The sequence below is a fragment of the Micromonospora sp. NPDC049201 genome (assembly GCF_055586805.1).
This window is the reverse complement of record NZ_JBVJHM010000009.1, coordinates 161,630-187,059: the sequence shown is the minus strand read 5'-3', so window position 1 is coordinate 187,059 and position 25,430 is coordinate 161,630. Positions and strand designations below refer to the sequence as shown.

Here is a 25,430-nt window from a genome sequence, read left to right as displayed (position 1 = left end):
TTTTGTCGTCGCGCGTCAAAAGTCAAAGCTGATCGATCAGAAGCTATGGACAGGTCGATCGAAAGGTCCTAATGTCGTGGCCAGCACAACGCTCCCCCCTTTCGGCATCCGGCGCGACGCGCGCCCGGTCCTGGCTGCGCGCGTCAGGAAGGACAGCACGGTATGTCCAGCCACCCCCACCACCCCCACCCTCCGGCCCGACGACGGCTCGCCGCCGGCGCGGCGCTGCTGCTCGCGGTCACCGCCGGCACCGTCACGCTGGCCACGACGCCCGTCCCGGCGTCCGCCCACCCCATCTCGGCGAGCGACTTCCAGCAGGTCGAACTCGCCCGCGGCGTCGCCGAGACCGGCGAGCCGATCTCCCTCGCGGTGCTGCCCGACCGGTCGGTCCTGCACACCGCCCGCAACGGCACGCTGCGCCGCACCGACGCGGCCGGCGTCACCACCGTCATCGGCACGCTGCCGGTCTACACCCACGACGAGGAGGGGTTGCAGGGCGTCGGCGTCGACCCCGGCTTCACCACCAACCGGCACATCTACCTCTACTACGCGCCGCCGCTGTCCACCCCGGCCGGGGACGCGCCGGCCACCGGCACCGACTTCTCCGCCTGGCAGGGCGTCAACCGGCTCTCCCGGTTCACGCTGAACGCCGACTTCACGCTCAACCAGACCAGCAAGGTCGACGTGCTCGACGTGCCGGCCGACCGCGGACTCTGCTGCCACGTCGGCGGCGACATCGACTTCGACGCCGCCGGCAACCTCTACCTCTCCACCGGTGACGACACCAACCCGTTCGACTCCGCCGGCTACGCCCCGATCGACGAGCGGACCAACCGCAACCCCGGGTACGACGCGCAACGCAGCGCCGGCAACACCAATGACCTGCGCGGCAAGATCCTCCGCATCAAGGTCAACGCCAACGGCACGTACTCGATCCCGAGCGGCAACCTCTTCGCGCCCGGCACCGCGAAGACCCGCCCGGAGATCTACGCCATGGGCTTCCGCAACCCGTTCCGGATGAGCGTCGACAAGGCCACCGGCGTCGTCTACGTCGGCGACTACGGGCCGGACGCCGGCACCACCTCGGCGCGCGGCCCGTCCGGGCAGGTCGAGTTCGACCGGGTCACCGGGCCGGGCAACTACGGCTGGCCGTACTGCACCGGCACCAACACGGCCGCCGAGACGTACGCCGAGTGGGACTTCGCCACCGGCACCGCCGGCGCGAAGTTCAACTGCACCGGCGGCCCGACCAACAACTCGTTCCGCAACACCGGCCTGACCACGCTGCCGGCCGCCAAGCCGGCCTGGATCCGCTACGCCGGCGACGCGGGCAGCCCGCCCGAGTTCGGCGGTGGCTCCGAGTCGCCGATGGGCGGCCCGGTCTACCGGTACGACGCGGCGAACCCGTCCACCACCAAGTTCCCGCAGTCCTTCGACGGGCAGTTCTTCGCCACCGAGTTCGGCCGCGGCTGGATCAAGCCGATCCACGTCAACGCGGACGGCTCACCCGGCACCATCGACGCGTTCCCGTGGACCGGCAAGCAGGTGATGGACTCCGCGTTCGGCCCGGACGGCGCCTACTACGTGCTCGACTACGGCACCGGCTACTTCAACGGGGACGCCAACTCGGCGTTGTACCGCTTCGACTACCTGGGCGGCGGCAACCGCGCCCCGGTGGCCCGCGCCGCCGCCGACAAGACCTCCGGCACCGCGCCGCTGACCGTGGCGTTCTCCTCGGCCGGCTCGTCCGACCCGGAGAGCGGCGCGCTGACGTACGCCTGGGCGTTCGGTGACGGTGGCACCTCCACGGCGGCCAACCCGTCGCACACCTACGCCGCGAACGGCCGCTACACCGCCACGCTGACCGTCCGCGACCCGCAGGGCGCCACCGGCACCGCCAGCGTCACGATCACCGTCGGCAACACCGCGCCGACAGTGGTCATCGAGACGCCCGGCAACGGCAAGCTGTTCTCCTTCGGCGACACGGTGCCGTTCCGGATCACCGTCACCGACCCGGAGGACGGCACGATCGACTGCACCAAGGTCAAGATGACCTACGTGCTCGGGCACGACCAGCACGGCCACCAGATCACCTCGGCCACCGGCTGCACCGGCACGATCGCCATCCCGGTCGACGGCGAGCACGACGACGCGGCGAACATCTTCGCCATCTTCGACGCCGAGTACACCGACGCCGGCGGCCTCACCACGCACACCCAGCACACGCTCCAGCCCCGGCACCGGCAGGCCGAGCACTTCAAGACCTCGTCCGGGATCAACACGTTCGACAAGGGCACCGCCGAGGGCGGCAAGACCGTCGGCGACATCAACAACGGCGACTGGATCGCGTTCCAGCCGTACCTGCTCGCCGACGCCACCGGCTTCACCGCCCGGGTCTCCTCGGCCGGCGCGGGCGGCACGCTCCAGGTGCGGGCCGGCTCCGCCACCGGCACCGTGCTCGGCTCGGCCACCGTCCCGGTCACCGGCGCCTGGGACTCGTTCACCACGGTCACCGGCACCATCACCAACCCTCCGGCCGGCACCACCACGCTCTACCTCACGTTCGCCGGCGGTACCGGGGCGCTCTACGACCTGGACGCGTTCACGCTCACCACGTCGAGCGTGCGCACCGGCCCGGTGAAGGGCCTGGCCGGCAAGTGCCTGGACGTGCGCAACGCGGCCACCGCGGACGGCACCCAGATCCAGATCTACACCTGCAACGGCACCGCCGCGCAGTCCTGGACCGTCACGCCGAACTCGACAGTCAAGGCGTACGGCAAGTGCCTGGACGTCTCCGGCGGCGCCAGCGCCGACGGCACGAAGATCCAGCTCTACACGTGCAACGGCAGCGGCGCGCAGAACTGGTCGGCGCAGGCCGACGGCACGGTCCGCAACCCGCAGTCCGGCAAGTGCCTGGACGTGTCCGGCAACAACTCGGCCGACAGCACGCCGGTGCACCTGTGGACCTGCACCGGGGCCGCCAACCAGAAGTGGACGCTGCCGTGAGGATGGCAAGGAGAACACCGATGAGACTCCTCCGTACCGCGCTGGTGGCGGTGACCGCCGTCGCCGCCACCGTCGCCGGCACCCCGGCGAGCGCCGCCGACGCCCCGTACGACGTGCTGGTCTTCTCCAAGACCGCCGGCTTCCGGCACGACTCCATCGCGGTCGGCACGCAGGCCGTCCGCGACCTGGGCGCGGCGAACAACTTCACCGTCACCGCGACCGAGGACGCCACCCAGTTCACCACCGCCAACCTGGCCCGCTTCGAGGCGGTGATCTTCCTCAACACCACCGGCGACGTGCTGAACGCGACCCAGCAGGCCGCGTTCGAGTCGTACATCGGCGGTGGCGGCGGGTACGTCGGCGTGCACTCCGCCGCCGACACCGAGTACGACTGGCCGTTCTACGGCAACCTGGTCGGCGCCTGGTTCGCGTCCCACCCGGCGATCCAGCCGGCCACCGTCAAGGTGGAGGACCGGGCGCACGCCGCCACCGCGCACCTGCCGCAGCGGTGGAACCGCACCGACGAGTGGTACGACTACCGCACCAACGCGCGCTCCACCGCGCACGTGCTGGCCAGCCTCGACGAGTCCACGTACAGCGGCGGCTCGATGGGCGGCGACCACCCGCACGCCTGGTGCAAGACGTACAGCGGCGGCCGGTCGTTCTACACCGGCGGCGGGCACACCCAGGCGTCGTACGCCGAGCCCGCGTTCCGGGCGCACCTGCTCGGCGGCATCCGCTACGCCGCCGGCCGCACGAAGGCCGACTGCCGGCCGGAGACCGGCTACACCGCGCTCTACGACGGCGGCACCACGGGCTGGTCGCAGGCCGGGCCGGGCAGCTTCACCAACAGCGACGCCACGCTCACCTCGGTCGGCGGCATGGGCCTCTACTGGTACAGCGCGAAGCAGTTCACCAACTACTCGCTCAAGCTGGACTGGCGGCTGGCCGGCGACGACAACTCCGGGGTGTTCGTCGGCTTCCCACCGTCGAGCGACCCGAACTCGGCGGTGAACAACGGCTACGAGGTGCAGATCGACCCCAGCGACTCGGCGGACAAGACCACCGGCGCGATCTACGGCTTCAAGTCCGCCGACCTGGCCGCCCGGGACGCGGCGCTGAACCCGGCGGGGGAGTGGAACACCTACGAGATCCTGGTCGAGGGCGAGCGGTTGCAGGTCTTCCTCAACGGCGTGCGCGTCAACGACTTCACCAACACCGACCCGGTCCGGTCGCTCGCCGGGCACATCGGCATCCAGAACCACGGCACCGGCGACGACGCGTCGTTCCGCAACATCCGGATCAAGGAACTGGGCGGCACCCCGCCGCCGGGCGGCACCACCACCGTCCAGGCCGAGGCGTTCAGCTCGGCCAGCGGTGTCAGCGCGTTCGCCAAGGCCGGCGCCAACGGCGGGCAGACCCTGGGGTACGTCGACCCGGGCGACTGGGCCGCGTACCAGAACCTGGACCTGACCGGCGTGACGTCGCTGCGGGCCCGGGTGGTCTCCGGCGGGCCCGGCGGCACCATCGGAGTGCGCACCGGCTCGCCGACCGGCACGCTGCTCGGCCAGGTGGCGGTGCCGAACACCGGGAGCTGGACCACGTTCGCCGACGTCTCCGCCGCGCTGAGCGGCGTGCCGTCGGGGAACCAGACGGTGTACCTGACGTTCACCGGCAGCGGGTCCGGGCTGTTCGACGTGGACGACTTCACGCTGGTGCGGGGCGGCGGCACGGCCGGCACCGGCCCGGTGAAGGGCCTGGCCGGCAAGTGCCTGGACGTGCGCAACGCGTCCACCGCCGACGGCACCCAGATCCAGCTCTACACCTGCAACGGGTCCACGGCCCAGACGTGGACGGTGACCCCGAACGGGCCGGTGAAGGCGTTGGGCAAGTGCCTGGACGTCTCCGGCGGCGGCAGCGCCGACGGCACGAAGATCCAGCTCTACACGTGCAACGGCAGCGGCGCGCAGAACTGGTCGGCGCAGGCCGACGGCACGGTCCGCAACCCGCAGTCCGGCAAGTGCCTGGACGTGTCCGGCAACAACTCGGCCGACGGCACGCCGGTGCACCTGTGGACCTGCACCGGGGCCGCCAACCAGCGCTGGACCCTGCCGTGAGGTAGGCCATAGAGTGGGGACGGCGACCGCGAGGTGGCCGGTGACCCGTCGGGAGGCGCAACCCGTCGGGCGCAGACGCTCACGCGTCCACCGGTGCCGGCCGTCGCCGTCCCCCGGTCGCCCTCGCCCCGGCCCGCAACGGAATCCCCCATCACGACAGGGGAGAACGACAATGGCGCGACCCATCACGCTCTTCACCGGCCAGTGGGCCGACCTTCCGTTCGACGAGGTCTGCCGGCTCGCCGCCGAGTGGGGCTACGACGGCCTGGAGATCGCCTGCTGGGGTGACCACTTCGAGGTCGACAGGGCACTCGCCGACGACTCGTACGTCGAGCGGAAGCGGGACACGCTCGCCAAGCACAACCTCCAGGTCTTCACCATCTCCAACCACCTGGTCGGGCAGGCGGTCTGCGACCACCCGATCGACGAGCGGCACCAGGACATCCTGCCGGCCCGGATCTGGGGCGACGGCGAGCCGGAAGGAGTGCGCCGCCGCGCCGCCGAGGAGATGAAGGACACCGCGCGGGCCGCGGCGAAGCTCGGCGTACGCACCGTGGTCGGCTTCACCGGGTCGTCCATCTGGCACACGCTGGCGATGTTCCCGCCGGTGCCGCCCGCCATGATCGAGCGCGGGTACCAGGACTTCGCCGACCGGTGGAACCCGATCCTGGACGTCTTCGACGAGGTGGGCGTGCGCTTCGCGCACGAGGTGCACCCCAGCGAGATCGCGTACGACTACTGGACCACGAAGCGCGCGCTGGAGGCGATCGGGCACCGGCCGGCGTTCGGGCTCAACTGGGACCCGTCGCACTTCGTCTGGCAGGAGCTGGACCCGGTGAACTTCATCTTCGACTTCGCCGACCGGATCTACCACGTGGACTGCAAGGACGCGAAGGTCCGCACCGGCGACGGCCGGCGTGGCCGGCTCGCCTCCCACCTGCCCTGGGCCGACCTGCGGCGCGGCTGGGACTTCGTCTCCACCGGCCACGGCGACGTGCCGTGGGAGGACTGCTTCCGGGCGTTGAACGCGATCGGCTACGACGGCCCGATCTCGATCGAGTGGGAGGACGCCGGCATGGACCGCCTGGTCGGCGCGCCCGAGGCGCTCCAGTTCGTCCGCCGCCTCGCCTTCGACGCCCCCACCGCCGCCTTCGACGCCGCCTTCAGCACCACCCGCTAGCCCCCGCCCCCCGCCCCCCGCCCCCCGCCCCCCGCCCCCACTCGCGCGATCTTGCACTTGCGGCCCTCCCAAAAAGGGAATAAGCGACATCGGGTGGGCCCCAAGTGCAAGATCGGCGGGGTGGTGGGTGGGGTGGGGAGGGGTGGGGTGGGGAGGGGTGGGGGTTCAGCGGGTGGTGAAGACCTGGTCGCTGATGAGGCGGGCGGCGCCGATCAGGGCGGCGCGGTCGTCGAGGTCGGACAGGACGATCGGCATGCTGCCGGTGGCCAGCGGCGTGGAGCGCCGGTAGACCACGCCCCGGATCTCGGCGAGCAGGACCGGCCCGATGCCGGGCGCCGCGCCGCCGATGATGACGAGGGCCGGGTTGACGAAGCTGACCAGCCCGACCAGCACCTGCCCGAGCCGACGGGCGGCGTCCCGGACCAGCGTCTGCGCCGCCGGATCGCCCTCGGTCGCCGCCGCGGCCACGTCCGCCACCGTCAGCGCGCCGGCCGCGGCGAGCCGCTCCGCCAGCACCGTCGAGCGCCCGGCCCGCGCGGCCGTCACCGCCTCCCGGACCAGGGCGGCATCCCCGCAGTACGCCTCGACGCAGCCGGTGTTGCCGCAGCCGCAGAGCGGTCCGTCCTCGGTCAGCTGGAGGTGCCCGATGTCGCCGGCGCCGCTTGTCGCGCCCCGGTGGAGCGAGCCGCCGAGCACCAGCCCGCAGCCGATCGCGTCGCCGAGCTTGACGTACAGGAAGTCGTCGAACGGGCGGCCGGTGCCGGCATGCGACTCGCCGAGCGCCATCGCGTTGGCGTCGTTGTCGACGTGCACCGGGCAGCCCAGCTCGGCGGCGAGCGTGTCGCGTACCGGGAACCGGTGCCAGCCGGGCAGCGCGGGCGGGGAGACGGGCGTGCCGTCGCTGACCGCCACCGGCGCGGGCAGCGCCACCCCGACGCCGGTCAGCCGGGTCAGCCCGGCCTCGGCCCGCAGCTTGCCGAGCAGCTCGACCGTCCGGGCGACCACCGCCTCGGGGCCGAGCCGCACGTCGACGGGCTCGTCGATCCGGGTGAGCGGGTTCAGCTCACCGTCGGTGAGCGCGACCCGCAGCCGGCCGTCGCCGACGCGCACCGCGCCGAAGCGCACCTGCGCGCCGACCCGCAGCAGCGACGAGCGGCGACCACCCCGGGACGCGGCCGGCCCCGCGGTCTCCACCAGGCCCTGCGCGGCCAGCCGGTCCGCCTCGGCGGCGAACCGCGCCCGGGGCAGGCCGAGGACGTCGACCAGCTCGACCCGGGACCGGGGGCCGTCGTCGCGCAGCAGTCGCAGCAGCCGCGCCTGATCCGCGGTCTCCGGTCCGACCATCGTCATGTGATCGTCCACCTCCCCACCGGAGAATGTGCCACACCGGCGTCACGGCGGCGTGACGTGCGGGGGGAGGACACACGGGAGCGGGCCGGTCACCCGAGGGTGGCCGGCCCGCTGTCCGTCTGTGTCAGAGGGTGCTGCTCGTGCCGTTGGGCTTGGTGCTCGTGCCGGTCGTGGTCGAACCGGTCACGCCGGTCGAGCCCGTGCCGGTGGTGCCGGCCTTGCTGCCCACCGCGGCCGGCGTGCCGGCGAACGGCTTGTCGGCGTCGCTCAGCCCCGGCTTGCTGCCGTTGCCCGTCGAGATCTTCTCGCCGATCTTGGTCTGGCCGAGCTTGTCCTTGCCCTCGGAGTAGAGCCGGGTCGCCTGAGCCTGCGCGACGCCGGCCGCCTCCTGGACGGTCGGGTGGTCGAGCACCTTACGCCCGCGGACCACCAGCTCCTCGTACTTCTCGCGGCCGGCACGGGCGCCCAGGACGAACCCCGCTGCCAGCCCGCCAAGAAACATGATCTTTCCGCGCATGGCGGCTCCTTCCGTCCCTGAACTCTGTTGGTGGCTAACTACCCATCCTGCTCGCCGCTCATGCCTCCCTGTGCCGAGATGACGATTTATCCCGATTCCGCGCCGCCGACAAACCCCCTGGCGCGCCACCCCCCGATGTCCTGTATTCTTTTCCCGTCGCACGGCGCGGGGAAGATCCGAGCCGGGCGGTGCACGGTCCCCTGTAGCTCAATTGGCAGAGCAGCCGGCTGTTAACCGGCAGGTTATTGGTTCGAGTCCAATCGGGGGAGCTTCGCTCCACCTCACGCCCGTCGGCCACGCCGACGGGCGTTTCTCATTGCCGGTTCCCGTACGGCCGCCCGGTTTTCGCCCGCGAACGCCGCTTCGGACGGCAGGATGGTCGGGGTCGACTTAGACTCCCGCTGCGTCGATTTTTGCGTCGATCCGAGGGTGGTGGAGATGGCCGCAGGACGCAGCCGCTGGACCGCGACGCTGATCGCGGTGGCGGTGGTGCTCGGCTGGCTGATCGTCGGCGGCCTCGCCGGCCCGTACGCCGGCAAGCTCGGCGACGTCGCCACCAACGACAACGCGTCCTTCCTCCCGACCGACGCCGAGGCCACCCGCGCCCAGGACCTCGCCGCCGGCTTCGTCGACCGGGAGACCACCCCGGCCCTGGTCGTCTACGAGCGCACCAGCGGCATCACCGCCGCCGACCAGCAGCGCATCCAGGCCGACGCGGCCCGCTTCGCCCAGGTGCCCGGCGTGGTCGGCCCGCTGCCACCGCCGGTCGTCAGCCAGGACAGGCAGGCCGCCCAGGTGATCGTCCCGATCGACAGCGCCGAGGGCGAACAGATCCGCAGCGTGGTCGACCAACTGCGGGCCATCACCGGCCCGGACCGCGACGGGCTCACCGTCGACGTGGCCGGCCCGGCCGGCCTGCTCGGCGACCTGATCGAGGTGTTCTCCGCCATCGACGGGCCACTGCTGCTGGTCACCCTGGTCGTGGTGCTGATCATCCTGCTGATCGTCTACCGCAGCCCGGTGCTCTGGGTCTTCCCGCTGCTGGCCGCCGGGATGTCGTACTCGCTGGCCGCCGTCGTCGTCTACCAGCTCGCCAAGCACGACGTGGTCAAGCTCAACGGGCAGGCGCAGGGCATCCTCACCGTGCTCGTCTTCGGCGCCGGCACCGACTACGCGCTGCTGCTCATCGCCCGCTACCGGGAGGAACTGCACCGGCACGAACGCCCCTGGGACGCGATGAAGGCCGCCTGGAAGGGCGCCGCCCCGGCCATCGTCGCCTCCGGCGCCACCGTCATCGTCAGCCTGCTCTGCCTGCTGCTGTCCAGCCTCAACTCCAACCGGGCGCTCGGCCCGGTCAGCGCCGTCGGCATCGCCGCCACGCTGCTGGTGATGCTGACGTTCCTGCCCGCCCTGCTGGTGCTCGGCGGCCGGTGGGCGTTCTGGCCCCGGCGCCCCCGGCACGACGACGCCGACCCGCGTACCGAGCACGGCCTGTGGGGACGGATCGCCGGCTTCGTGGCGCGCCGCGCGCGTACCGTCTGGATCGTCACCGCCGTGGTGCTGGCGGCCCTCGCGATCGGGGTGACCCAGCTCGGCGCCACCACCCTCGGCCAGTCCCAGCTCTTCACCCAGCGCACCGACTCGGTGGCCGGCCAGGAGGTCATCGACAGGCACTTCCCGGCCGGCACCGGCAGCCCGGCCACCATCTTCACCGAACAGGCCGCCGCGCAGCGGGTCGCCCAGGTGGCCCAGGGCGTCAAGGGCGTCGCCTCGGTGCTGCCGCTCGGCCCGCAGGGCCAGAACGCGCCGCCCGACCCGAACGCCCCGCCCAAGGTGGTCGACGGCCGGGTGCAGCTCAACGTCACGCTCGCCGACCCGCCCGACAGCAACGGCGCCGAACGGACCATCCGGGACCTGCGCGAGGCGGTGCACGCGGTGCCCGGGGCGGACGCCGTGGTCGGCGGCTTCACCGCCATCAACGTGGACACCGCCGACGCGTCCGTCCGGGACCGCAACGTGATCATCCCGGTGGTGCTGCTGGTCATCGCGATCATCCTGGCGCTGCTGCTGCGCGCCCTGGTCGCCCCGCTGCTGCTGATCGCCACCGTGGTGCTGTCGTTCCTGGCCACGCTCGGCCTCTGCGCGCTGCTGTTCCGACACGTCTTCGACTTCCCCGGCGTCGACCAGTCCTTCCCGCTGTTCGCCTTCGTGTTCCTGGTCGCGCTCGGCATCGACTACAACATCTTCCTGATGAGCCGCGTCCGCGAGGAGTCGGTGCGCCGCGGCACCCGCGCCGGGGTGCTGGTCGGCCTGGCGGTCACCGGTGGCGTCATCACCTCCGCCGGCATCGTGCTCGCCGCCACGTTCTCCGCGCTCGCCGTGCTGCCGCTCGTCGTGCTGGTGGAGCTGGGCGTGGCGGTCGCCGTCGGGGTGCTGCTCGACACCATCGTGGTCCGCTCGCTGCTGGTGCCCGCGCTCGCGTACGACATCGGGCCGAAGGTGTGGTGGCCCAGCCGGCTGTCCCGGTCGCACCGCGACGGCGACCGGGCCGGAGCGGGGGTGGACCGTGCCTGACACCGACGTGGTGATCGTCGGCGGCGGCCTCGCCGGCCTCGCCGCCGCCCGCCGGCTGCACCGCGCCGGCGTGTCGTGGCGACTGCTGGAGGCCGGCGACCGGCTCGGCGGCCGGGTCGCCACCGACGAGGTCGACGGCTTCCGGCTGGACCGCGGCTTCCAGGTGCTCAACACCGCCTACCCCCGGCTCGGCGCGCTGCTCGACCTCGACACGCTCGACCTGGGCTGGTTCACCTCCGGCGTGCTGGTCCGCCGCGGCGATCGACTGGCCCGGCTGGTCAACCCGCTGCGCGAGCCCACCGGCGCGCCCGGCGCGCTGACCGCCGGCGTCGGGTCGCTGCGCGACCGGCTGCGCCTGGCCGCGCTCGCCGCCGGCTGCGCCACGCTGCCCGTCGGGCGGCTGCTCGACGCCACGGAGACCAGCACCGAGACGGCGCTACGGCGGGCCGGGCTCTCCGACGCGATCATCGAGGAGCTGATCCGGCCGTTCCTGGCCGGCGTGCTGCTCGACCGCGAGCTGGCCACCTCCAGCCACGTGTTCGCGGTCATCCTGCGCTCGTTCGCCAGGGGCCGGATCGGCCTGCCCGCGCGGGGGATGGGCGCGCTGCCCCGAGCCGTCGCCGCGCCGCTGCCCGCCGAGCAGATCACGCTGCGCACGCCGGTCACCGAAGTCGCACCCGGCCGGGTCCGCACCGAGGCCGGCGAGATCACCTGCCGCGCCGTCGTGGTCGCCGCCGACCCGCCGGCGGCGGCCACGCTGCTGCCGGCCGTCGAGCGGGTACGCATGCACGCGTACACCACCTACTACCACCGCACCGACACACCGCCGCTGGACGAGCCGATCCTGCTGCTCGACGGCGACCGCCGGGAGCTGGTCGTCAACACGGTGGTGATCAGCAACGCCGCCCCCACGTACGCGCCGGCCGGCCAGCACCTGGTGGCCACGTCGGTGGTCGGCCCGCAGGCCCCGCCCGAGCCGGTGATCCGCCGCGAACTGGACCGCCTCTACGGCCGGTCCACCGCCGACTGGACCCACCTCACCACCGTCTCGGTGCCCGACGCGCTGCCGGCCGCCCCGCCGCCGCAGGGCCGGCTGCGCAAGCCGGTGGCGCTCGGCGACGGCCTGTTCGTGGCCGGCGACCACCGGGACAGCCCGTCCATCCAGGGCGCGTTGGCCAGTGGCTGGCGCACCGCCGGCGCGGTCCTCGACGAGTTGCGGGGTTGATTCGGCGCTCGGCTGCTCGCTGTTATCCTCACGTTGCTCGTCGTGGGCATGGCGGCGGCGTACGCCGTCGTGGCCGGTGATCGATCGGCGGGTTACGATCCGACGCGCGGTGACGGGGCGGTAGCTCAGCCGGTTAGAGCAGGGGACTCATAATCCCTCGGTCGCGGGTTCGAACCCCGCCCGCCCCACCAGTGCAAAAGCCCGTCTAAAGATCATCTAAAAGGGGCTCTCGGTGCACGGCAGGCGCCGGCTCCGACGGTTGCGTGTCGACCACCGATCGCACTCGTGAAGTGAGCCCTTGGCGGGTTGCAACCAGGCCTTCGCCGTGCGGCATCGCGATTGCCCGCCTCGCCCGCGTAGCCAGGCGGTGCGCTCGTCGCGTGACGTGTCGCCGGCGCGGTAGCAGCATTCGATTCGCAGTGAACTTTCGGCGTCGGCTGGAAGTCCTCGTTCAGGCGGGCGCTCCCATGTCATCAAGTCAAGCACGCTTTACTGTCGTTGTCTATTACACTAGACTTGCCGCGTGAAGCGAACCGACCTGATCAACCGGATCGGCAAGGCCGCCGCCGACGCGGGCATCACCTTCGAGAAGCTTCGCGAAGGAGGCAGTCACACCATCTACCGGTACGGCTCGCAGAACGTCGTCATACCCCGACACAAGGAGATCAACGAACTCACCGCGCGGGGCATCCTGCGCTCTCTCGGCTTGAGGTAGAAGGGACTACCACCGATGAAGTACACCGCAACGTGTGTCCGCTCCGGCGGCTGGTGGGCCATCACCGTCCCGGAGATCGCGGGCGTCTTCTCTCAGGCCCGCCGCCTGGACCAGGTCGAAAAGATGGCACGGGAAGCGATCGCGCTCATGCTCGACGTCAAGCCCGACAGTTTTGACGTGGAGGTGCAGCCCGAAGTCCCGAGGGAGGTCACCAGAGCGCGCAAGGCGCGTATCGCGCTGCGCGAGGCCGAACAGTCTGCCGACAAGGCCACCGTCGCTGCTGCCCGAACGCTGCTCGACAAGGGTTACACAGTCCGCGACGCGGGTGCCCTGCTCGGCATCTCCGCTCAGCGGGTGTCGCAGCTGGCGCCGAAAAAGGCACCAGCCAAGGTGGCAAGCCGCAAGGTGGTAACCGGCCGCGCGAGTAAGAGCAACAAGGGCGAGAAGCCTGGCGTCAAACCGGACCACGAAGTCGCCGCCTGATCTTCACCGCACGCCCCGGACCTCTCGCAGGTCCGGGGCCTCTTGGCTGTCGAAGCACGTGTCAGACAGAGCATCCAACTACCCGCTCGCGGTGCGGGCCCGCGCCGCCCGCGCCGAAGGTGCCTACCGGCACAGTCGACACCACGCCCACGCGCCTGAACTCCGGTCCCCAACAACCCGGCCGAGGTGGCAACCGTCGCCATGATGTTCCCCGTCCGATGCCTGCGCTGCGTGCCGGGATCTACGACCTCGGCATGGGGGACCGCCCGGGAAACTGACTGCTCCGTGTGGAGGACCGTGCTGCGGGCAGGTGGTCGACGACCGGGGTGAAACCGGGTGGACGAACCGCCGCGACTGCGAGCGCATCGACAAGGAAACGCGAAACCGTGGCAAGTCGACGCCTACGGCAACCCGAACTTCCGGCTCCGGTGCGAGGTGTACTGACGGTCCCACATCGGCGATACCCGGATTGGTGCTGCTGACGGTCAGCTCAGAGCCGCCACCATCCGGGCACACCCGTTGTCGCCTCCGCGACGTACCTGAGCCTCGAACCAACCTGCCAGGGCAGCATCGACGACTCACACACCAGCCGGGGAGAAACCTTGACCGACCCGTACACGCCGCCGGCCGCCCAACCGCCAACGCAGCCTCTCACCTTTGCCTCCCCGCCCGCCCCCGGCGGCAAGCGGCGGAACCCGCTGGTGTGGATAGCCGGCGGTCTGGGGGTGCTCGTCCTCCTCTGCTGCGGTGCGGGCGCGATCGGTGCCGCCCTCGACGACAGCAAGCCCGCCGCTCAGACCAGCCCGAGTGTGAGCACACCCACGGCCACAGCAACGGCGGCACCCACCACTGCGGTACCCCCAACCGTTGCCCCGGCCACTCCCGCCGCGGCGGCGAGCAGCAAACCCGCCCCGACGAGGACCACCCCGCCGGCCAAGCCGAAGCCGGTTGTGTACGGGAAGCTCACCGAGCGGCAGTGGAAACTCATCGCCAAAAACCCGGACAGCTACACCGGCCGCACGTACGTCGTGTACGGGCAGGTCACCCAGTTCGACGCCGCGACGGGCACCGACGCGTTCCGCGCCAACGTCGGCGGCCGGAACCTCACCTACGAGTTCGAGTACGACACGAACACCCTGTTGCAGGGCGACGCCGGCCGGCTCTCCGACCTGGTGCAGGACGACGAGTTTCAGGCGAAGGTGACCGTGCTCGGGTCGTTCTCGTACGACACCCAGATCGGCGGGGAGACGACGGTTCCGCTGCTGCGCGTCGACTCCATCAAGGTCCTGTAACCGGATCCCGTCCGCCAGGTGGGCGGGCTTCACGCAGCCGCCCTTCACGGTCGAGGCGGTTGCCTGTTGAGGAGGTCATCGTGGACGGATACGTACCGTTGCCGGCGCCTCGCAAGCGCATCGCTGACCTGGCCATGCCGTATGGCGAGTATCGGTGGCAGCCAAGCTAGCGGCCATCCGCAGCCCGCCGGCCACTGCTGGGCGACAACGCTCGCACCTCCGCCTGGATCACCGCCGGAGTGCTCGGCCTGGTCGTGACGGGTACGGTGCTGGTCGCGCTGCCGATTCTGCTGTGTCCGTTTGCCGCGTTAGGGTTGGCGGCGGTGGGGATTGTGGCACGTCGGGGCGGACGGAAGCCGCAGCAGCGTCTGCTATGGGCCTATTGAGGCAAACTATAGAACCTCATGGGAGGTGGTCCCGCGGCCACCACCCGACACATCAGCGGCCCCGGCACTCGCCGGGGCCGCTTCCTGTCAGGCGGAGACCGCCCATGAACCCGCGCCCCCGCCCCTCTGGTCTGACTGCCGGGGCGTCACTCCGTCGCGCGAGCTATGCCACGAAGCGGGCGCGGCGCCGGCGCCCGATCACGTAGCCCACGCCACCGAGGAGCAGCAGCGTGCCGCCGGCGGCGGCCACGGTCGCGGTGTCGGAACCGGTCACCGGCAGCCCGCCGCCCTCGCCGCCCTCTCCACCGGGAGCACCCGGGCTGACGGAGGGGGCAGCGGTCGGCACGACCGTCGTCGAGGCGCTGGGCGTGGCGCTCGCCGTCGGCGTGGGCTGAACCGTCGGCGTCGCCGTAGCCGTCGGCTGCGCCGCGCAGTCGAGCGCACGGGCGTCGTACAGGCCGGTGTTCAGGAAGGCCAGGAGGACGTCGATTGACCCGTCGTCGAGTGCCTTCTGCGTCGCGGCACGCACGTTGGGGCCGGCGCCGGTCAAGGTCTGGACCGTCTTGACCCGCAGGTCCGTCTGCCAGGCGTTTCGCACGCCCGACTTGAGGAACGCGCGCAGATCATCCGCGGTGCCGTTCAGCCGGTCCTCGATGGCCTTGGGCAGCACGGGCAACGATTCGGCTTGGGCCTCGGCCAGCAGCCGGTAGGCCAGCAACCGCAACTCGGCGTTGGTCGCGGTGTCCACATCGATGGTGATGAGTTCGCGGAAGTCCTTGTAGACCTTTCGCTCCACCGTCTGGCAGGCCGGATCCAGCCCGGGCACCTGAGCCTGAGCCGCCGCCGGGGCGGCCGGAATCAGAAAAGCCAGCGCCACCAGGACGCCGGCGGACAACTTCCATCGCACGTGGATGGTCCTCCCCGTTATAGACAAAACATGGAGATGCTACCGACAGCGGGCGGACCGTACTGCCCCGTGGGATCGACCTTCGTCGGTGGCGGGCGGCGGTCGTGGCCGCTGTCTGCCTACGACGAAAGACAGGAGTCAACGGTCAGCCGGACGGGGGCGCCCCGGCTCGTCACTCCGCCGTCGCGGATCCTCCGCCGGTGGCAGTGGCACCGTGCGTTCCTCGTACACCTGGATCTCGGCCCGGAAGCGGTGCGCGGCCGGATGCCAGATCTCCTCGAACGGCCCCATGACGTTGTCGCCGATGCCCCGGCGACGGACCCGGGCCGCCAGCCACGCGAGAGACCCCAGGACGGCCGCCAGGACACCGACGACCAGCAGGATCGCCAGTAGCTCAGCCACCGACCCACCCTAGCGGCGACCGTCGGGAGTCGGGGCTGCGCGGTCAGAGTCGGATGCCGCATGCTGTCCGCCATGGCGATCTTCGACCCCAAGGCCGACCTGCTCGACTACCTGCGCGGGGCGCGCAGCGTGCTGGTGTGGAAGCTCGACGGGCTGGACGAGTACGACATCCGCCGCCCGCTGACGCCCACCGGCACGAACCTGCTGGGCCTGGTCAAGCACTCGGCCCGAGGCGAGTTCGGCTACTTCGGTGAGACCTTCGGTCGGCCGAGCGACGCCGTTCCACAGTGGCCGGCGGGCGAGGAGACGTGGGAGGCGTGGGCCCTGCCGACCGAGTCGCGCGAGTCCGTCATCGAGCTGTACCGGCGGTCCTGGGCGCACGCGGACGCCACGATCAAGGCGTTGCCGCTGGACGCGGTCGGTCGGGTGCCGTGGTGGGGCGACGGCGGCGAGGTGACGCTGCACCACGTCCTGGTGCACGTGACCGCCGAGACGCAGCGCCACGCCGGTCACGCCGACATCGTCCGCGAGCTGATCGACGGCGCGGTCGGCCTGCTCCCCACCATGACGAACGTGCCGGCCCTGGACCCGGCGGCCATGGCCGAGCATCGGGACATGGTGGAGCGGAACGCGCGGGAGGCCGCCGGGCGCTGAGGTCTGCTCGGGCCAGCCGCCGTCTCGTCCCTGACCGTGGCGACCGGGAGCAGAAGCAGGCGGCAGCAGATCATCTCCGGCAGATTCTGCGGGCCGCCGGCGTCGAGGGGGACTGACTCAGGGGCGCAGGGGCGTGCGGCGGGGGATCACCTTCCGGTGCGCGATCCGCCACCCGGCACCCTCGCGGCGGACGACGTCCTCGTACACGACGCTGCCGACCGTCCCGTCGGCGTGGATGCCGATCCCCTTCGACACCGCTCGGACCGTGCCGTCCGCGTCCTCGGTCACGTGGACGTTGGTGACGTGGTGCCCGACCGGATTGCGGTCCCCCAGGGCGAGGGCCGCGCTCCTGATCGCCTCGTGGCCGTGCAACTCGCCGAATCCGAAGGACGTCACGTCGTAGACCACGTCGGCGGTGAACAGCTCGCCCATCCGGTCGAGTTCGCCGGCGTCCACGAGATGCCCGTGCAGGGCCAACAACTCGTGGATCGCCATCCGGTCCGCCACCGGCAACGTCATCGGTCGCCCCCCTCGTCGCGTGATCTCTTGATGCTATCAAGAGTTGACGATATAAAGAGATCGTGACCGACGAGACGTCCGAGGACGCCTTCTTCCGGGAGTTGGGCGGCACCTGCGCCGAGCTGCGGCAGGCGTTCGCCCGACACGTGGGCATGAGCCCGCAGCGCGTGCAGGTGCTGGTTCGGCTGCGACGCGCGGGGGAGACCAGTCACCGTGACCTGCGCCGGGCGTTGGGCGTCGACGGCGCGAGCATCACCCGGCTGGTCAAGGAGTTCGAGGCCGAAGGGCTGGTCGGCCGCCGTCTCGACCCGGCGGACAACCGCTACACCCTGGCCGCGTTGACCCCCACCGGCGTACGCGTGGCCGACGACCTGGTGCGGGCCCACCAGGCGTACCAGGAGCGGCTGCTCGACGGCGTCACCGCACGCGACCGGCAGACCGTGCGGCGCGTCCTGCAACGCGTCCTCGCCAACGCGACCGAACCGGACGGCCGGTGACCGACCACGGGCGCGCCGTGGCCCGGCGCATGTACGCGGCGTTCAACGGTCGTGACTACGACGCCGTGCCGGGGATCTTCGCGGCGGACTTCCGCAGCCATCCGCTGGGGACCACCGGGCCGGAGCACGTGGCCCCGGCCTGGCGGCGGTTCCACGAGGCGGTCCCCGACGTCCGGGTCGTCGTCGAGGACATGGTCGTCGAGGGGGACCGGGTCGCGGTCCGCACCAGCGTGCACGGTGTGCCCGGGCAGCCGCCGTCGACCATGCTGGAGTTCCTCCGGGTACGCGACGGGCGCATCGCCGAACTCTGGGGCCTGTCGGCCCTCAACCGCGAACACTGAACCAGCCTCGTCGGGACGGGACCCGGCCGACTCGGGCGTCACGCCTCCCGGACGCTCGCGGTGCCCCGTAGGTGGCTGGGCGCCTCGATCTCGTCGAGCAGCGCGATCGCGAAGTCCGGGTAGCTGATCCGGCTGGCCGGATCGCCGTGCGCGGCGAACTCGTAGCGGCCGGTGCGGGCGCCGTCGTGGTCGAAGTCGCCGGCGGGCGCCACGTACGACCAGTCGAGGTCGCAGTGTCGCAGCTCGGCGAGGCCCGCCGCGTGGCCGAGGAAGAACGGTCGGTACTCGTCCGGGTAGCCGGGCTCGTCCATCAGGGGCGCGCCGGACGGCCCGGGGAGGACCGGTGCGAGGCCGACCACCACCAGGCGGCGTACGCCCGCCTCGGTCAGCCCGGCGGCCAGCGCGCGCGACGACGCGGGGAAGAAGTCCTGCGGTGGCACGGTCAGGTCCGCCGCCGCGCTGATCGCCGCGTCCTGGCCGGCGGCGGCCCGCGCCACGCTGTCCGGGTCGGTGACGTCGCCGGCCACCACCGGCGCGTCGACCGGGTCGCGGTGCCGGGCGGGGTCGCGTACCACCGCCGTGACCTGGTGGCCACGCCGCCGCGCCTCGGCCACGGCCCGGCGTCCGGCGCGACCGCCGGCGCCGAAGATCACGATGTTCATGAGAAGACGCCTCTCACCAGGGCCGGAGCCCTGTGCCCGGCCGGTGCGCCGACGGTATCGACGGGCCTGGTTACCTCGGGGATACCGGCTATCGTGAGCCGCATGAGGCAACCGTTGCCCGCCGACATGTTCGACGAGCTGTGCCCGTCCTCGCTCAACCCGATCCGGTTCGGTGACAAGTGGGCGGCGCTCATCATCCGCTGCCTCGAAGGCGGGCCCCGGCGCTTCTCCGAACTGCGGGTGCCGCTGCGCCGCGTCACCCCGAAGGTGCTCACCGGCTCGCTGCGCGCCCTGCAACGGGACGGTCTGGTGACGCGCACCGTCCACCCCGGACGCGCCGTCGAGTACGAGCTGACGCCGGTGGGCCGCAGCATGCTCGAACCGATCGCGGTGGCGTGCGCCTGGACCGAGCGGCACTGGAACGAGCTGCTCGACGCACGCGAGTCGTACGACGCCGCGACGCCTCCCGACCGGCGGGCCCGGCCGGCGTGACGATTGCGACTGTCGACCGGGCCGACTAGCGTCAGCGATCGTGAACACCGGACCGGCCCGAGGCCATGCACGGATTGGTGATCCGGTGGAGGTCTGACCGCGCCACGGGTGCGCCACGGGCACCCGCCAGGTCGGGCCCGCGGACCTCCCCGCCGCTCGCGCACCGATGGTTCCCATTCGTGTCGAGCACCGTGAGGTCAACCGCATGACCGTTTCGTTCAACCACACCATCGTCGCCGCCCGGGACCGCCACGCGTCGGCCCGGTTCTTCCGGGAGCTGCTGGAGCTGCCGGAGGCGCCGTCCTGGGGTCCGTTCACCAACGTGCAGCTTTCCGACGGCGTGCTGCTCCAGTTCGCCGAGCCGCCGGTGGAGATCCAGATGCAGCACTACGCGTTCCTGATCGACGACGACCTGTTCGATCGGGCGTACCAGCGGCTGTGCGACCAGGGCGTCGAGCACTGGGCCGATCCGCAGATGCGTCGACCCGGTGAGATCAACAACGAGCACGGCGGGCGGGGCGTCTACTTCAAGGACCCCGGGGGCCACGCCATCGAGCTGATCACCCGCCCGTACCTGTAGTTCGGTCGATGTGCCGGCCGGCGCCGAAACCGGTGTCCGGCCGGCACGTCAGCCCGCCGGCGGGCAACCCCGGCCAGCCGATCGCCCGGCCCTGTGGGACGCTGACGGGGTGGCTCGACAGTCGACGGCATGGTCCCGGATGTCCGCGCGGCAGCGTCGCGTGGTCGGGGTCGCGCTGGGCCTGGTGGTCTGCGGCGTCGTGCTGGCGCTCGCGGTCGATCCGGCACTCGGGGCGATGGTCATGTCGGCGGCGTCGCTGGTCGCCATCTTCACCGTGGTGTTCACCCCGCCGGCCTGAGACGGCGTCCACGTCGTCAGCGTGCCGACTCGACATACGCGGCCAGGTTGGCCAGCGAGGACGCGATGCCCTCCTCGTGCACCGCCTGGTCGATGCCGGGTGGCACGCCGGTCGCGGTGACGGTCACCTCGGTCGCGTCGCCGACCGCGGCCAGGTGCCAGGTCAGGGTCATGATCCCCGCGTACGCCGGGTCATCGGCCTCGAACACCGCGGTCTGCACCACCCGCTCCGACCGGACCAGGTCGGCGAACCCGACGTCGACGACGTCCGTCGCGTCCGACGTCTTGCCCGGGCTGCCGGTGGGGTCGAGGTAGGTGAGCGCCATCCGGAAGCCGCCACCGGGGCGGGGATCCCACCGTTCGATCCGCCCGCGCATGCCGTCCGGCGGCAACCACGCCTCCAGCGCGTCCCGGCGCAGAAGCGCGTCGTAGACCGCCGCCGGCGCCGCGGCGATCGTCCTGCGCGCCCGATCGATCCTGCTCACCACTCGATCCTAGGAGCCGGTCGAGTGGAGGATGGTCGGGTGAGATTTCCCCTCTCGACGCCGCCCGCCATTCCCGCCGGCACCCTCGCGCCCGGTCCGCAGCCGACGCTCGCCGTCGGCGACGACCTCGTCCTGCGGCCGTGGCAGGCGTCCGACGCGTCGGCGTTCCTCGCCGCCTACCAGGATCCCGAGATCCGCCGCTGGCACACCCGCCGACCCGACTCCGAGGACCAGGTCCGCGAGTGGTTCGCGTACTACCGCCAGGCGTGGCGCCAGGAGACGGCGGCGAGCTGGGCGATGACGTACGGCGGCGGTGAGCCGCTGGGGCGCATGGTGCTGGGCGCCATGGACCTCGGGGACGGGGTGGCGGTGTGCGCGTACTGGGTGGTGCCGGCCGCTCGCGGCGCGGGCGTGGCCTCCCGGTTGTTGCGGGCGGTGAGTGACTGGGCGCTCGGCACCGGCTTCCACCGTCTCGAACTCGACCACTCGACCCGCAACCAGGCGTCCTGCCGGGTCGCCGTCAAGGCCGGCTTCCGGGCCGAGGGCACCAGGCGCAACGCCGCCGTGCACCCGGACGGACGGCACGACATGCACCTGCACGCCCGCGTCCGCGGCGACGACTGACCGGGTGCTGCTCTGCTCGCCGGGGGGCCGACAGCCTGCGGTGGCGTCTGGTGGCCGAGTTCCTGGAGGAATACGGGTGTGGTGCGCCCCGTGGTCCGAACGCGGTCACTACACGGGTTCTGGTTCCCGTTCCACACGAGCGCCGCCCGGGTTGAAGGCGGTGGGTCCATGCGCCGGCCGCGCCTTGCGGGCCGTAGTCGGTCCCTCGGATGGTCCCGCCGTGCCGTCTGTCCGGAGGCAGCGCGGGCAGTCCGTAAGAGCGGCCATATGTGATGATCGACCTGGGGCGTCGGTGGGAGGACGGATGACCGAGTCACAGCGCGGCACCGCGCCACGGACGTCGTTCTGGCAGTCGATGGCCGGGATGCTCACCGCCGTCGCCGGCCTGATCACCGCGCTCGTCGGCGTTGCGGCATTCGTCTACCAGGTCACCGGTGGCGGCTCCACCGCCGCTCCGGCGACGCGGTCGCCCACCCCGTCGGCTTCGCCCCGGGCGGCAGGCGCGGAGACGTCCCCACCGCAGGCCGCCACCCCGGAGAGTGCTGGGGCCGGCCCCTTCGAACTGCTCTTCAACAACAACGGCGTCGATCTCGACGCCGACCCGCCCAGAGTGGCCACCCGGTCGGACCCCGAGATCGACATTTACGACGGGGGTGGCTCGATCCAGAGCTTTCCCATCTGGGCAGGCCTGGCCAGGTGGAGTCGCGCAGGCTCACCGACCCGAGAGGACTGCGTCTCCCTGCTCAACGGCTTTGCGACGATCGACTCCACCTACCGCAAGGGCAGCCGGTACTGCGTGCACACGCGGGAGGACGCCCACGTCGCGTTCGTCGAGTTCGTCGCTCCGATCGAGGCCGGCTGGAAGATCCGGGTGACGGTCTGGCCGGGCACGGCGGACTGACCTCTGTGACTGGCCTTCCATAGGCGCGGGACTCGGTGGCCGCGAATGAGAGAGTGACGACGTGCGGGTGGGGATCCTCGGGCCGCTGGAGGTCCGCGACGGCGAACAGGCCGTCGCCGTCGCCGGTGCCCGGCTGCGGGCGCTGCTGATCCGTCTCGCCCTGGACCCGGGCCGTCCGGTGAGCGTGCCGGCGCTGGCCGAGGCGCTCTGGACGGACGCGCCGCCCGCCGACACCGCGAACGCCGTGCAGACGCTGGTGTCCCGGCTGCGCCGCGCGGTGCCCGGGCTCGGGGTACGCAGCGGCCCGACCGGGTACCGGCTCGACCTGGCGCCGGACGACGTGGACGCGGAGCGGTTCGCGCGGCTGGCCCGCCAGGGGCGGGAGGCGCTGCGCGACGGCGACCCGCAGCGGGCGCTCGGGTCACTGCGGGACGCGCTGGCGCTGTGGCGCGGCCCCGCGCTGGCCGAGGTCGCCGACGCCTCGTACGCGGACGCTGCCGTGGCGCGCCTGACGGAGCTGCGGCTCACCGCCCAGGAGGACCGGATCGAGGCGGAGCTGCGGATCGGCCGGCCGGAGCTGCTGGTGGCCGAGCTGGACGAGCTGACCGCCGCGCACCCGCTGCGGGAGCGGCTGGCCGCGCTGCGCCTGCGGGCGTTGGCCGCCGCCGGTCGGCCCGCCGAGGCGCTGGCCGCGTACGAGCGGATCCGGCAGCGGCTCGCCGAGGAGCTGGGGGTGGACCCCTCGCCCGAGCTGCGGGCCGCGCACCTGGCGTTGTTGCGGGGCGAGACGGCCCCACCACCAGCGCCCGCCGCGCGGCGGGGGAACCTGCGCGCCGCGCTCACCACGTTCGTCGGGCGGGACGACGACCTGCGTCGGCTCACCGGGCTGCTCGCCGGCAATCGGCTGGTCACGCTGCTCGGGCCCGGCGGCGCCGGCAAGACCCGGCTGGCGAGCGTGGCGGCCGGCCGGCTGGCGGACGGCGTACCGGGTGGGGCCTGGCTGGTCGAGCTGGCCCCGATCACCGACCCGGCGGACGTGCCCCGCGCCGTGCTCGACACGCTCGGTCGCCGGGAGCGGGCGCTGGAACCGGCCCGGACGCCGATCCGCGACACGCTCGGCCGGCTGGTCGACGCGCTCGCCGCCGACGAGACGTTGATCGTGCTGGACAACTGCGAGCACGTCGTCGAGGCCGCCGCCCGGCTCGCCGAGGAACTGCTCGGCCGCTGCCCGGGGCTGCGTGTGCTGGCCACGTCCCGCGAGCCGCTCGGCATCGTCGGCGAGGCGCTGGATCCCGTACCGCCGCTGCGCCTGCCGCCGGCGGACGTGTCGCCGGCCGACGCGGTCGCGTACCCCTCGGTGCAGTTGCTGCGCGACCGGGCCGGGGCCGTGCGGGCCGGGTTCGCGGTGACCGACGACAACGTCGCCGACGTGGTGGAGATCTGCCGCCGCCTGGACGGCCTGCCGCTCGCCATCGAACTGGCCGCGGCACGGCTGCGGACGCTGTCGCCGGGGCAGGTCGCGGCCGGCCTGGACGACCGGTTCCGGCTGCTGACCGGCGGCAGCCGGACCGCGCTGCCCCGGCACCGGACGCTGCGCGCGGTGGTGGACTGGAGCTGGGGTCTGCTCACCGGTGACGAGCGCCGGCTCGCCGAACGGCTCGCCGTGTTCCCGGCCTCGGTCACCGCCGAGTCGGCGGCCGGCGTGGCCGGCCCGGCCGCCGCCGCGCTGCTCGACGCGCTCGTCGACAAGTCGCTGCTCCAGGTCGTCGGCGACGGGCGGTTCCGGATGCTGGAGACCATCCGGGAGTACGGGCTGGAACGGCTCGTCGCGGCCGGCGGCGCCGCCGAGGCGCGGGCCGGGCACGCCGCGTACTTCCGGGACCTGGTGGTGGTCGCGGAGCCGCACCTGCGCACCGCCGGCCAGCTCCCCTGGCTGCGGCTGCTGGCCGCGGAACGGGAGAACATCGTCGGCGCGCTGCACTTCGCCTGCGACGCCGGGGACGCGGACACCGCGCTGCGGATCGGCGCCGGGCTGGCGCTGCCGCTGATCATCTGGGGCGACGACGGCGGGATCGGCGGTGACGTGCTGGCCCGCGCGCTCGCGCTGCCCGGCCCGGCGCCGGCGGCGGAGCGGGCCGTGGTGCTCGCCATCCGCATGATCACCGAGATGTTCCACAGCGCCCGCGAGCCCACGCCGGAGCGGATCGCGGAGCTGACCGACGCGGTCCGCGCGGCGCAGGGGACCGGGCACCCGCTGGTGGCGCTGCTCGAACCGGCCCTGTCGATGTTCTCCGACGACACCGCCGCCGGGATCGCGGCGGTGGACCGCGCCCGCGGGCACCCCGACCCGTGGACCGACGGCACGCTGCTCACCATGCGCGGCCAGATCCGGGAGAACGACGGCGACGCCGAAGGGATGCTGCGCGACCTGACCGGGGCGGTCGCGGAGCTGCGGGTGGTCGGCGAACGGTGGAGCCTATCGATGGTGCTGAGCCAGTACGCCGACGCGCTCACCAAGCGCGGTGACTTCCCGGCGGCCACGGCCGCGCTGGAGGAGTCGGCGCGGCTGGTCCGCGAGCTGAACCCGAGCGCCGAGCCGGGCTTCCAGTTGATCTGGCTGGCGGCCATCCGGGCCCGGTCCGGGGACGTGGCCGGCGCCAAGGCGGAACTGCGCCGGTTCGTGGCCGAGCGGGTGGGCGACCGGGAGGGCCGGGACGCCGCGTTCGCGCTGATGATGCTCGGCGACATCGCCCGGATCGAGGGTTCGCTCGACGAGGCGGCGGAGTGTTTCGCGGAGGCGATGCGCCGCCAGGACGAGGCGCCGCTCGTCGCGCCGCAGTTCCGCGGGCTGCTGTTGGCCGCGATGGCGAACCTCGCGCTCGCCCGGGGCGACGTGCCGGGTGCGCGTGGCTGCCTGTCCGAGGCCGCCGCCCGAGGGCTCGCCGCCCGGGACATGCCGGTGATCGCGATCATCGCGGTCGGCTGGGTGGCGGTCGCCGCGGCGGAGGGCCGGTACGAGCGGGCCGCCGAACTGCTCGGCACGTCCGACTCGCTGCGCGGCTGGCCGGACCGGTCCAACCCGGACGCGCAGCGGCTCGCCGAGCGGCTGCGCGCCGAGCTGGGCGACGACGGGTACGCCGCCGCGTACGCCCGGGGGCACGGCCTGAGCCGGGCCGCCGCCCTGGTGTCGGTGAGCGGCGACCCGGCCCGGACGGCCTGAGCCG

24 protein-coding genes and 2 tRNA genes are annotated in these 25,430 nt (G+C 72.5%); 19 read left to right on the top strand and 7 right to left on the bottom strand.

Translation table 11 applies throughout. The features are described 5' to 3' along the window. The first annotated feature begins 162 nt into the window (after nucleotides 1-162). The 3 genes from ACZ6O5_RS21040 to ACZ6O5_RS21030 all read left to right on the top strand — a co-directional run bounded on the left by ACZ6O5_RS21040 (nucleotide 163) and on the right by ACZ6O5_RS21030 (nucleotide 6,303). A complete protein-coding gene (locus ACZ6O5_RS21040) occupies nucleotides 163-3,006 on the top strand; it encodes an RICIN domain-containing protein (protein WP_465979376.1) in 2,844 nt (947 codons plus the stop codon). Nucleotides 3,007-3,026: 20 nt separating this feature from the next. Continuing rightward, the gene (locus tag ACZ6O5_RS21035) at nucleotides 3,027-5,123 is read left to right on the top strand and encodes a ThuA domain-containing protein (RefSeq protein ID WP_465979374.1); all 2,097 of its coding nucleotides are present in this window, start codon (nucleotides 3,027-3,029) and stop codon (nucleotides 5,121-5,123) included. A gap of 172 nt (nucleotides 5,124-5,295) precedes the next feature. Continuing rightward, the gene (locus ACZ6O5_RS21030) at nucleotides 5,296-6,303 is read left to right on the top strand and encodes a sugar phosphate isomerase/epimerase family protein (protein WP_465979372.1); all 1,008 of its coding nucleotides are present in this window, start codon (nucleotides 5,296-5,298) and stop codon (nucleotides 6,301-6,303) included. Nucleotides 6,304-6,468: 165 nt separating this feature from the next. On the opposite strand, the gene ACZ6O5_RS21025 is transcribed toward ACZ6O5_RS21030, so the two are convergent. Then, on the bottom strand, nucleotides 6,469-7,653 hold the full coding sequence (locus ACZ6O5_RS21025; RefSeq protein WP_465979370.1) for an ROK family transcriptional regulator: 1,185 nt from the start codon (nucleotides 7,651-7,653) through the stop codon (nucleotides 6,469-6,471). A 124-nt stretch (nucleotides 7,654-7,777) separates the two neighbouring features. After that, nucleotides 7,778-8,170, bottom strand: a complete 393-nt coding sequence (locus tag ACZ6O5_RS21020; RefSeq protein WP_107155776.1) for a hypothetical protein — start codon at nucleotides 8,168-8,170, stop codon at nucleotides 7,778-7,780. Between the two features lie 196 nt (nucleotides 8,171-8,366). On the opposite strand from ACZ6O5_RS21020, the gene ACZ6O5_RS21015 reads away from it, so the two are divergent. From ACZ6O5_RS21015 to ACZ6O5_RS20985, 7 genes are all read left to right on the top strand, one after another. After that, nucleotides 8,367-8,439, top strand: a tRNA-Asn gene (locus ACZ6O5_RS21015). Between the two features lie 169 nt (nucleotides 8,440-8,608). Then, the gene (locus ACZ6O5_RS21010; protein ID WP_465979367.1) at nucleotides 8,609-10,744 is read left to right on the top strand and encodes an MMPL family transporter; all 2,136 of its coding nucleotides are present in this window, start codon (nucleotides 8,609-8,611) and stop codon (nucleotides 10,742-10,744) included. Further along, complete coding sequence (locus ACZ6O5_RS21005; protein ID WP_465979365.1) at nucleotides 10,737-11,969, top strand: FAD-dependent oxidoreductase; 1,233 nt, start codon at nucleotides 10,737-10,739, stop codon at nucleotides 11,967-11,969. Before ACZ6O5_RS21010 ends, ACZ6O5_RS21005 begins: the two co-directional genes overlap by 8 nt. 114 nt (nucleotides 11,970-12,083) lie before the next feature. Further along, nucleotides 12,084-12,160 (top strand) — tRNA-Ile (locus ACZ6O5_RS21000). 332 nt (nucleotides 12,161-12,492) lie between these two features. Next, complete coding sequence (locus ACZ6O5_RS20995; RefSeq protein ID WP_343445677.1) at nucleotides 12,493-12,684, top strand: type II toxin-antitoxin system HicA family toxin; 192 nt, start codon at nucleotides 12,493-12,495, stop codon at nucleotides 12,682-12,684. A 15-nt stretch (nucleotides 12,685-12,699) separates the two neighbouring features. Continuing rightward, nucleotides 12,700-13,167 (top strand): type II toxin-antitoxin system HicB family antitoxin, encoded by a 468-nt coding sequence (locus ACZ6O5_RS20990; RefSeq protein WP_465979363.1) that lies wholly within the window; start codon nucleotides 12,700-12,702, stop codon nucleotides 13,165-13,167. 602 nt (nucleotides 13,168-13,769) lie between these two features. Continuing rightward, nucleotides 13,770-14,459: a hypothetical protein gene (locus ACZ6O5_RS20985; protein ID WP_465979361.1), complete on the top strand. Its 690-nt coding sequence runs from the start codon at nucleotides 13,770-13,772 to the stop codon at nucleotides 14,457-14,459. A 549-nt stretch (nucleotides 14,460-15,008) separates the two neighbouring features. Here ACZ6O5_RS20985 and ACZ6O5_RS20980 read toward each other — a convergent pair. Together ACZ6O5_RS20980 and ACZ6O5_RS20975 are read right to left on the bottom strand one after the other, a co-directional pair. Further along, nucleotides 15,009-15,752 carry an LPXTG cell wall anchor domain-containing protein gene (locus ACZ6O5_RS20980; RefSeq protein WP_465979359.1) on the bottom strand — a complete coding sequence of 248 codons (744 nt, stop codon included), beginning with the start codon at nucleotides 15,750-15,752 and terminating at the stop codon, nucleotides 15,009-15,011. Nucleotides 15,753-15,890: 138 nt separating this feature from the next. Next, nucleotides 15,891-16,154, bottom strand: coding sequence for a hypothetical protein (locus ACZ6O5_RS20975; RefSeq protein WP_465979357.1), 264 nt, complete (start codon nucleotides 16,152-16,154; stop codon nucleotides 15,891-15,893). Between the two features lie 72 nt (nucleotides 16,155-16,226). On the opposite strand from ACZ6O5_RS20975, the gene ACZ6O5_RS20970 reads away from it, so the two are divergent. Beyond that, nucleotides 16,227-16,808: a DinB family protein gene (locus tag ACZ6O5_RS20970; RefSeq protein WP_465979355.1), complete on the top strand. Its 582-nt coding sequence runs from the start codon at nucleotides 16,227-16,229 to the stop codon at nucleotides 16,806-16,808. A 117-nt stretch (nucleotides 16,809-16,925) separates the two neighbouring features. Here ACZ6O5_RS20970 and ACZ6O5_RS20965 read toward each other — a convergent pair whose 3' ends face one another. After that, entirely contained in the window at nucleotides 16,926-17,327 is a 402-nt protein-coding gene (locus ACZ6O5_RS20965; protein WP_465979353.1) for a nuclear transport factor 2 family protein, read from the bottom strand. Between the two features lie 62 nt (nucleotides 17,328-17,389). Between ACZ6O5_RS20965 and ACZ6O5_RS20960 the strand changes: the two genes are divergently transcribed. Next, entirely contained in the window at nucleotides 17,390-17,824 is a 435-nt protein-coding gene (locus ACZ6O5_RS20960; RefSeq protein ID WP_465979351.1) for a MarR family winged helix-turn-helix transcriptional regulator, read from the top strand. Next, the gene (locus ACZ6O5_RS20955) at nucleotides 17,821-18,165 is read left to right on the top strand and encodes a nuclear transport factor 2 family protein (protein WP_465979349.1); all 345 of its coding nucleotides are present in this window, start codon (nucleotides 17,821-17,823) and stop codon (nucleotides 18,163-18,165) included. Before ACZ6O5_RS20960 ends, ACZ6O5_RS20955 begins: the two co-directional genes overlap by 4 nt. Before the next feature lie 38 nt (nucleotides 18,166-18,203). Here ACZ6O5_RS20955 and ACZ6O5_RS20950 read toward each other — a convergent pair whose 3' ends face one another. Beyond that, entirely contained in the window at nucleotides 18,204-18,827 is a 624-nt protein-coding gene (locus tag ACZ6O5_RS20950) for an NAD(P)-dependent oxidoreductase (protein WP_465979347.1), read from the bottom strand. Between the two features lie 102 nt (nucleotides 18,828-18,929). On the opposite strand from ACZ6O5_RS20950, the gene ACZ6O5_RS20945 reads away from it, so the two are divergent. The 3 genes from ACZ6O5_RS20945 to ACZ6O5_RS20935 all read left to right on the top strand — a co-directional run bounded on the left by ACZ6O5_RS20945 (nucleotide 18,930) and on the right by ACZ6O5_RS20935 (nucleotide 20,197). Continuing rightward, nucleotides 18,930-19,319: a winged helix-turn-helix transcriptional regulator gene (locus ACZ6O5_RS20945; RefSeq protein ID WP_465979345.1), complete on the top strand. Its 390-nt coding sequence runs from the start codon at nucleotides 18,930-18,932 to the stop codon at nucleotides 19,317-19,319. A 205-nt stretch (nucleotides 19,320-19,524) separates the two neighbouring features. Then, a complete protein-coding gene (locus ACZ6O5_RS20940) occupies nucleotides 19,525-19,899 on the top strand; it encodes a VOC family protein (RefSeq protein ID WP_405090749.1) in 375 nt (124 codons plus the stop codon). 139 nt (nucleotides 19,900-20,038) lie between these two features. Then, nucleotides 20,039-20,197 carry a hypothetical protein gene (locus tag ACZ6O5_RS20935; RefSeq protein ID WP_343445691.1) on the top strand — a complete coding sequence of 53 codons (159 nt, stop codon included), beginning with the start codon at nucleotides 20,039-20,041 and terminating at the stop codon, nucleotides 20,195-20,197. Nucleotides 20,198-20,213: 16 nt separating this feature from the next. On the opposite strand, the gene ACZ6O5_RS20930 is transcribed toward ACZ6O5_RS20935, so the two are convergent. Then, complete coding sequence (locus ACZ6O5_RS20930; RefSeq protein WP_465979343.1) at nucleotides 20,214-20,681, bottom strand: SRPBCC family protein; 468 nt, start codon at nucleotides 20,679-20,681, stop codon at nucleotides 20,214-20,216. Between the two features lie 39 nt (nucleotides 20,682-20,720). Between ACZ6O5_RS20930 and ACZ6O5_RS20925 the strand changes: the two genes are divergently transcribed. From ACZ6O5_RS20925 to ACZ6O5_RS20915, 3 genes are all read left to right on the top strand, one after another. Next, nucleotides 20,721-21,305 carry a GNAT family N-acetyltransferase gene (locus ACZ6O5_RS20925; RefSeq protein WP_465979341.1) on the top strand — a complete coding sequence of 195 codons (585 nt, stop codon included), beginning with the start codon at nucleotides 20,721-20,723 and terminating at the stop codon, nucleotides 21,303-21,305. Between the two features lie 304 nt (nucleotides 21,306-21,609). Then, a complete protein-coding gene (locus ACZ6O5_RS20920) occupies nucleotides 21,610-22,206 on the top strand; it encodes a hypothetical protein (RefSeq protein ID WP_343445695.1) in 597 nt (198 codons plus the stop codon). Nucleotides 22,207-22,267: 61 nt separating this feature from the next. Then, nucleotides 22,268-25,426 carry an AfsR/SARP family transcriptional regulator gene (locus tag ACZ6O5_RS20915; RefSeq protein ID WP_465979339.1) on the top strand — a complete coding sequence of 1,053 codons (3,159 nt, stop codon included), beginning with the start codon at nucleotides 22,268-22,270 and terminating at the stop codon, nucleotides 25,424-25,426. The last annotated feature ends 4 nt before the right edge of the window (nucleotides 25,427-25,430 follow it).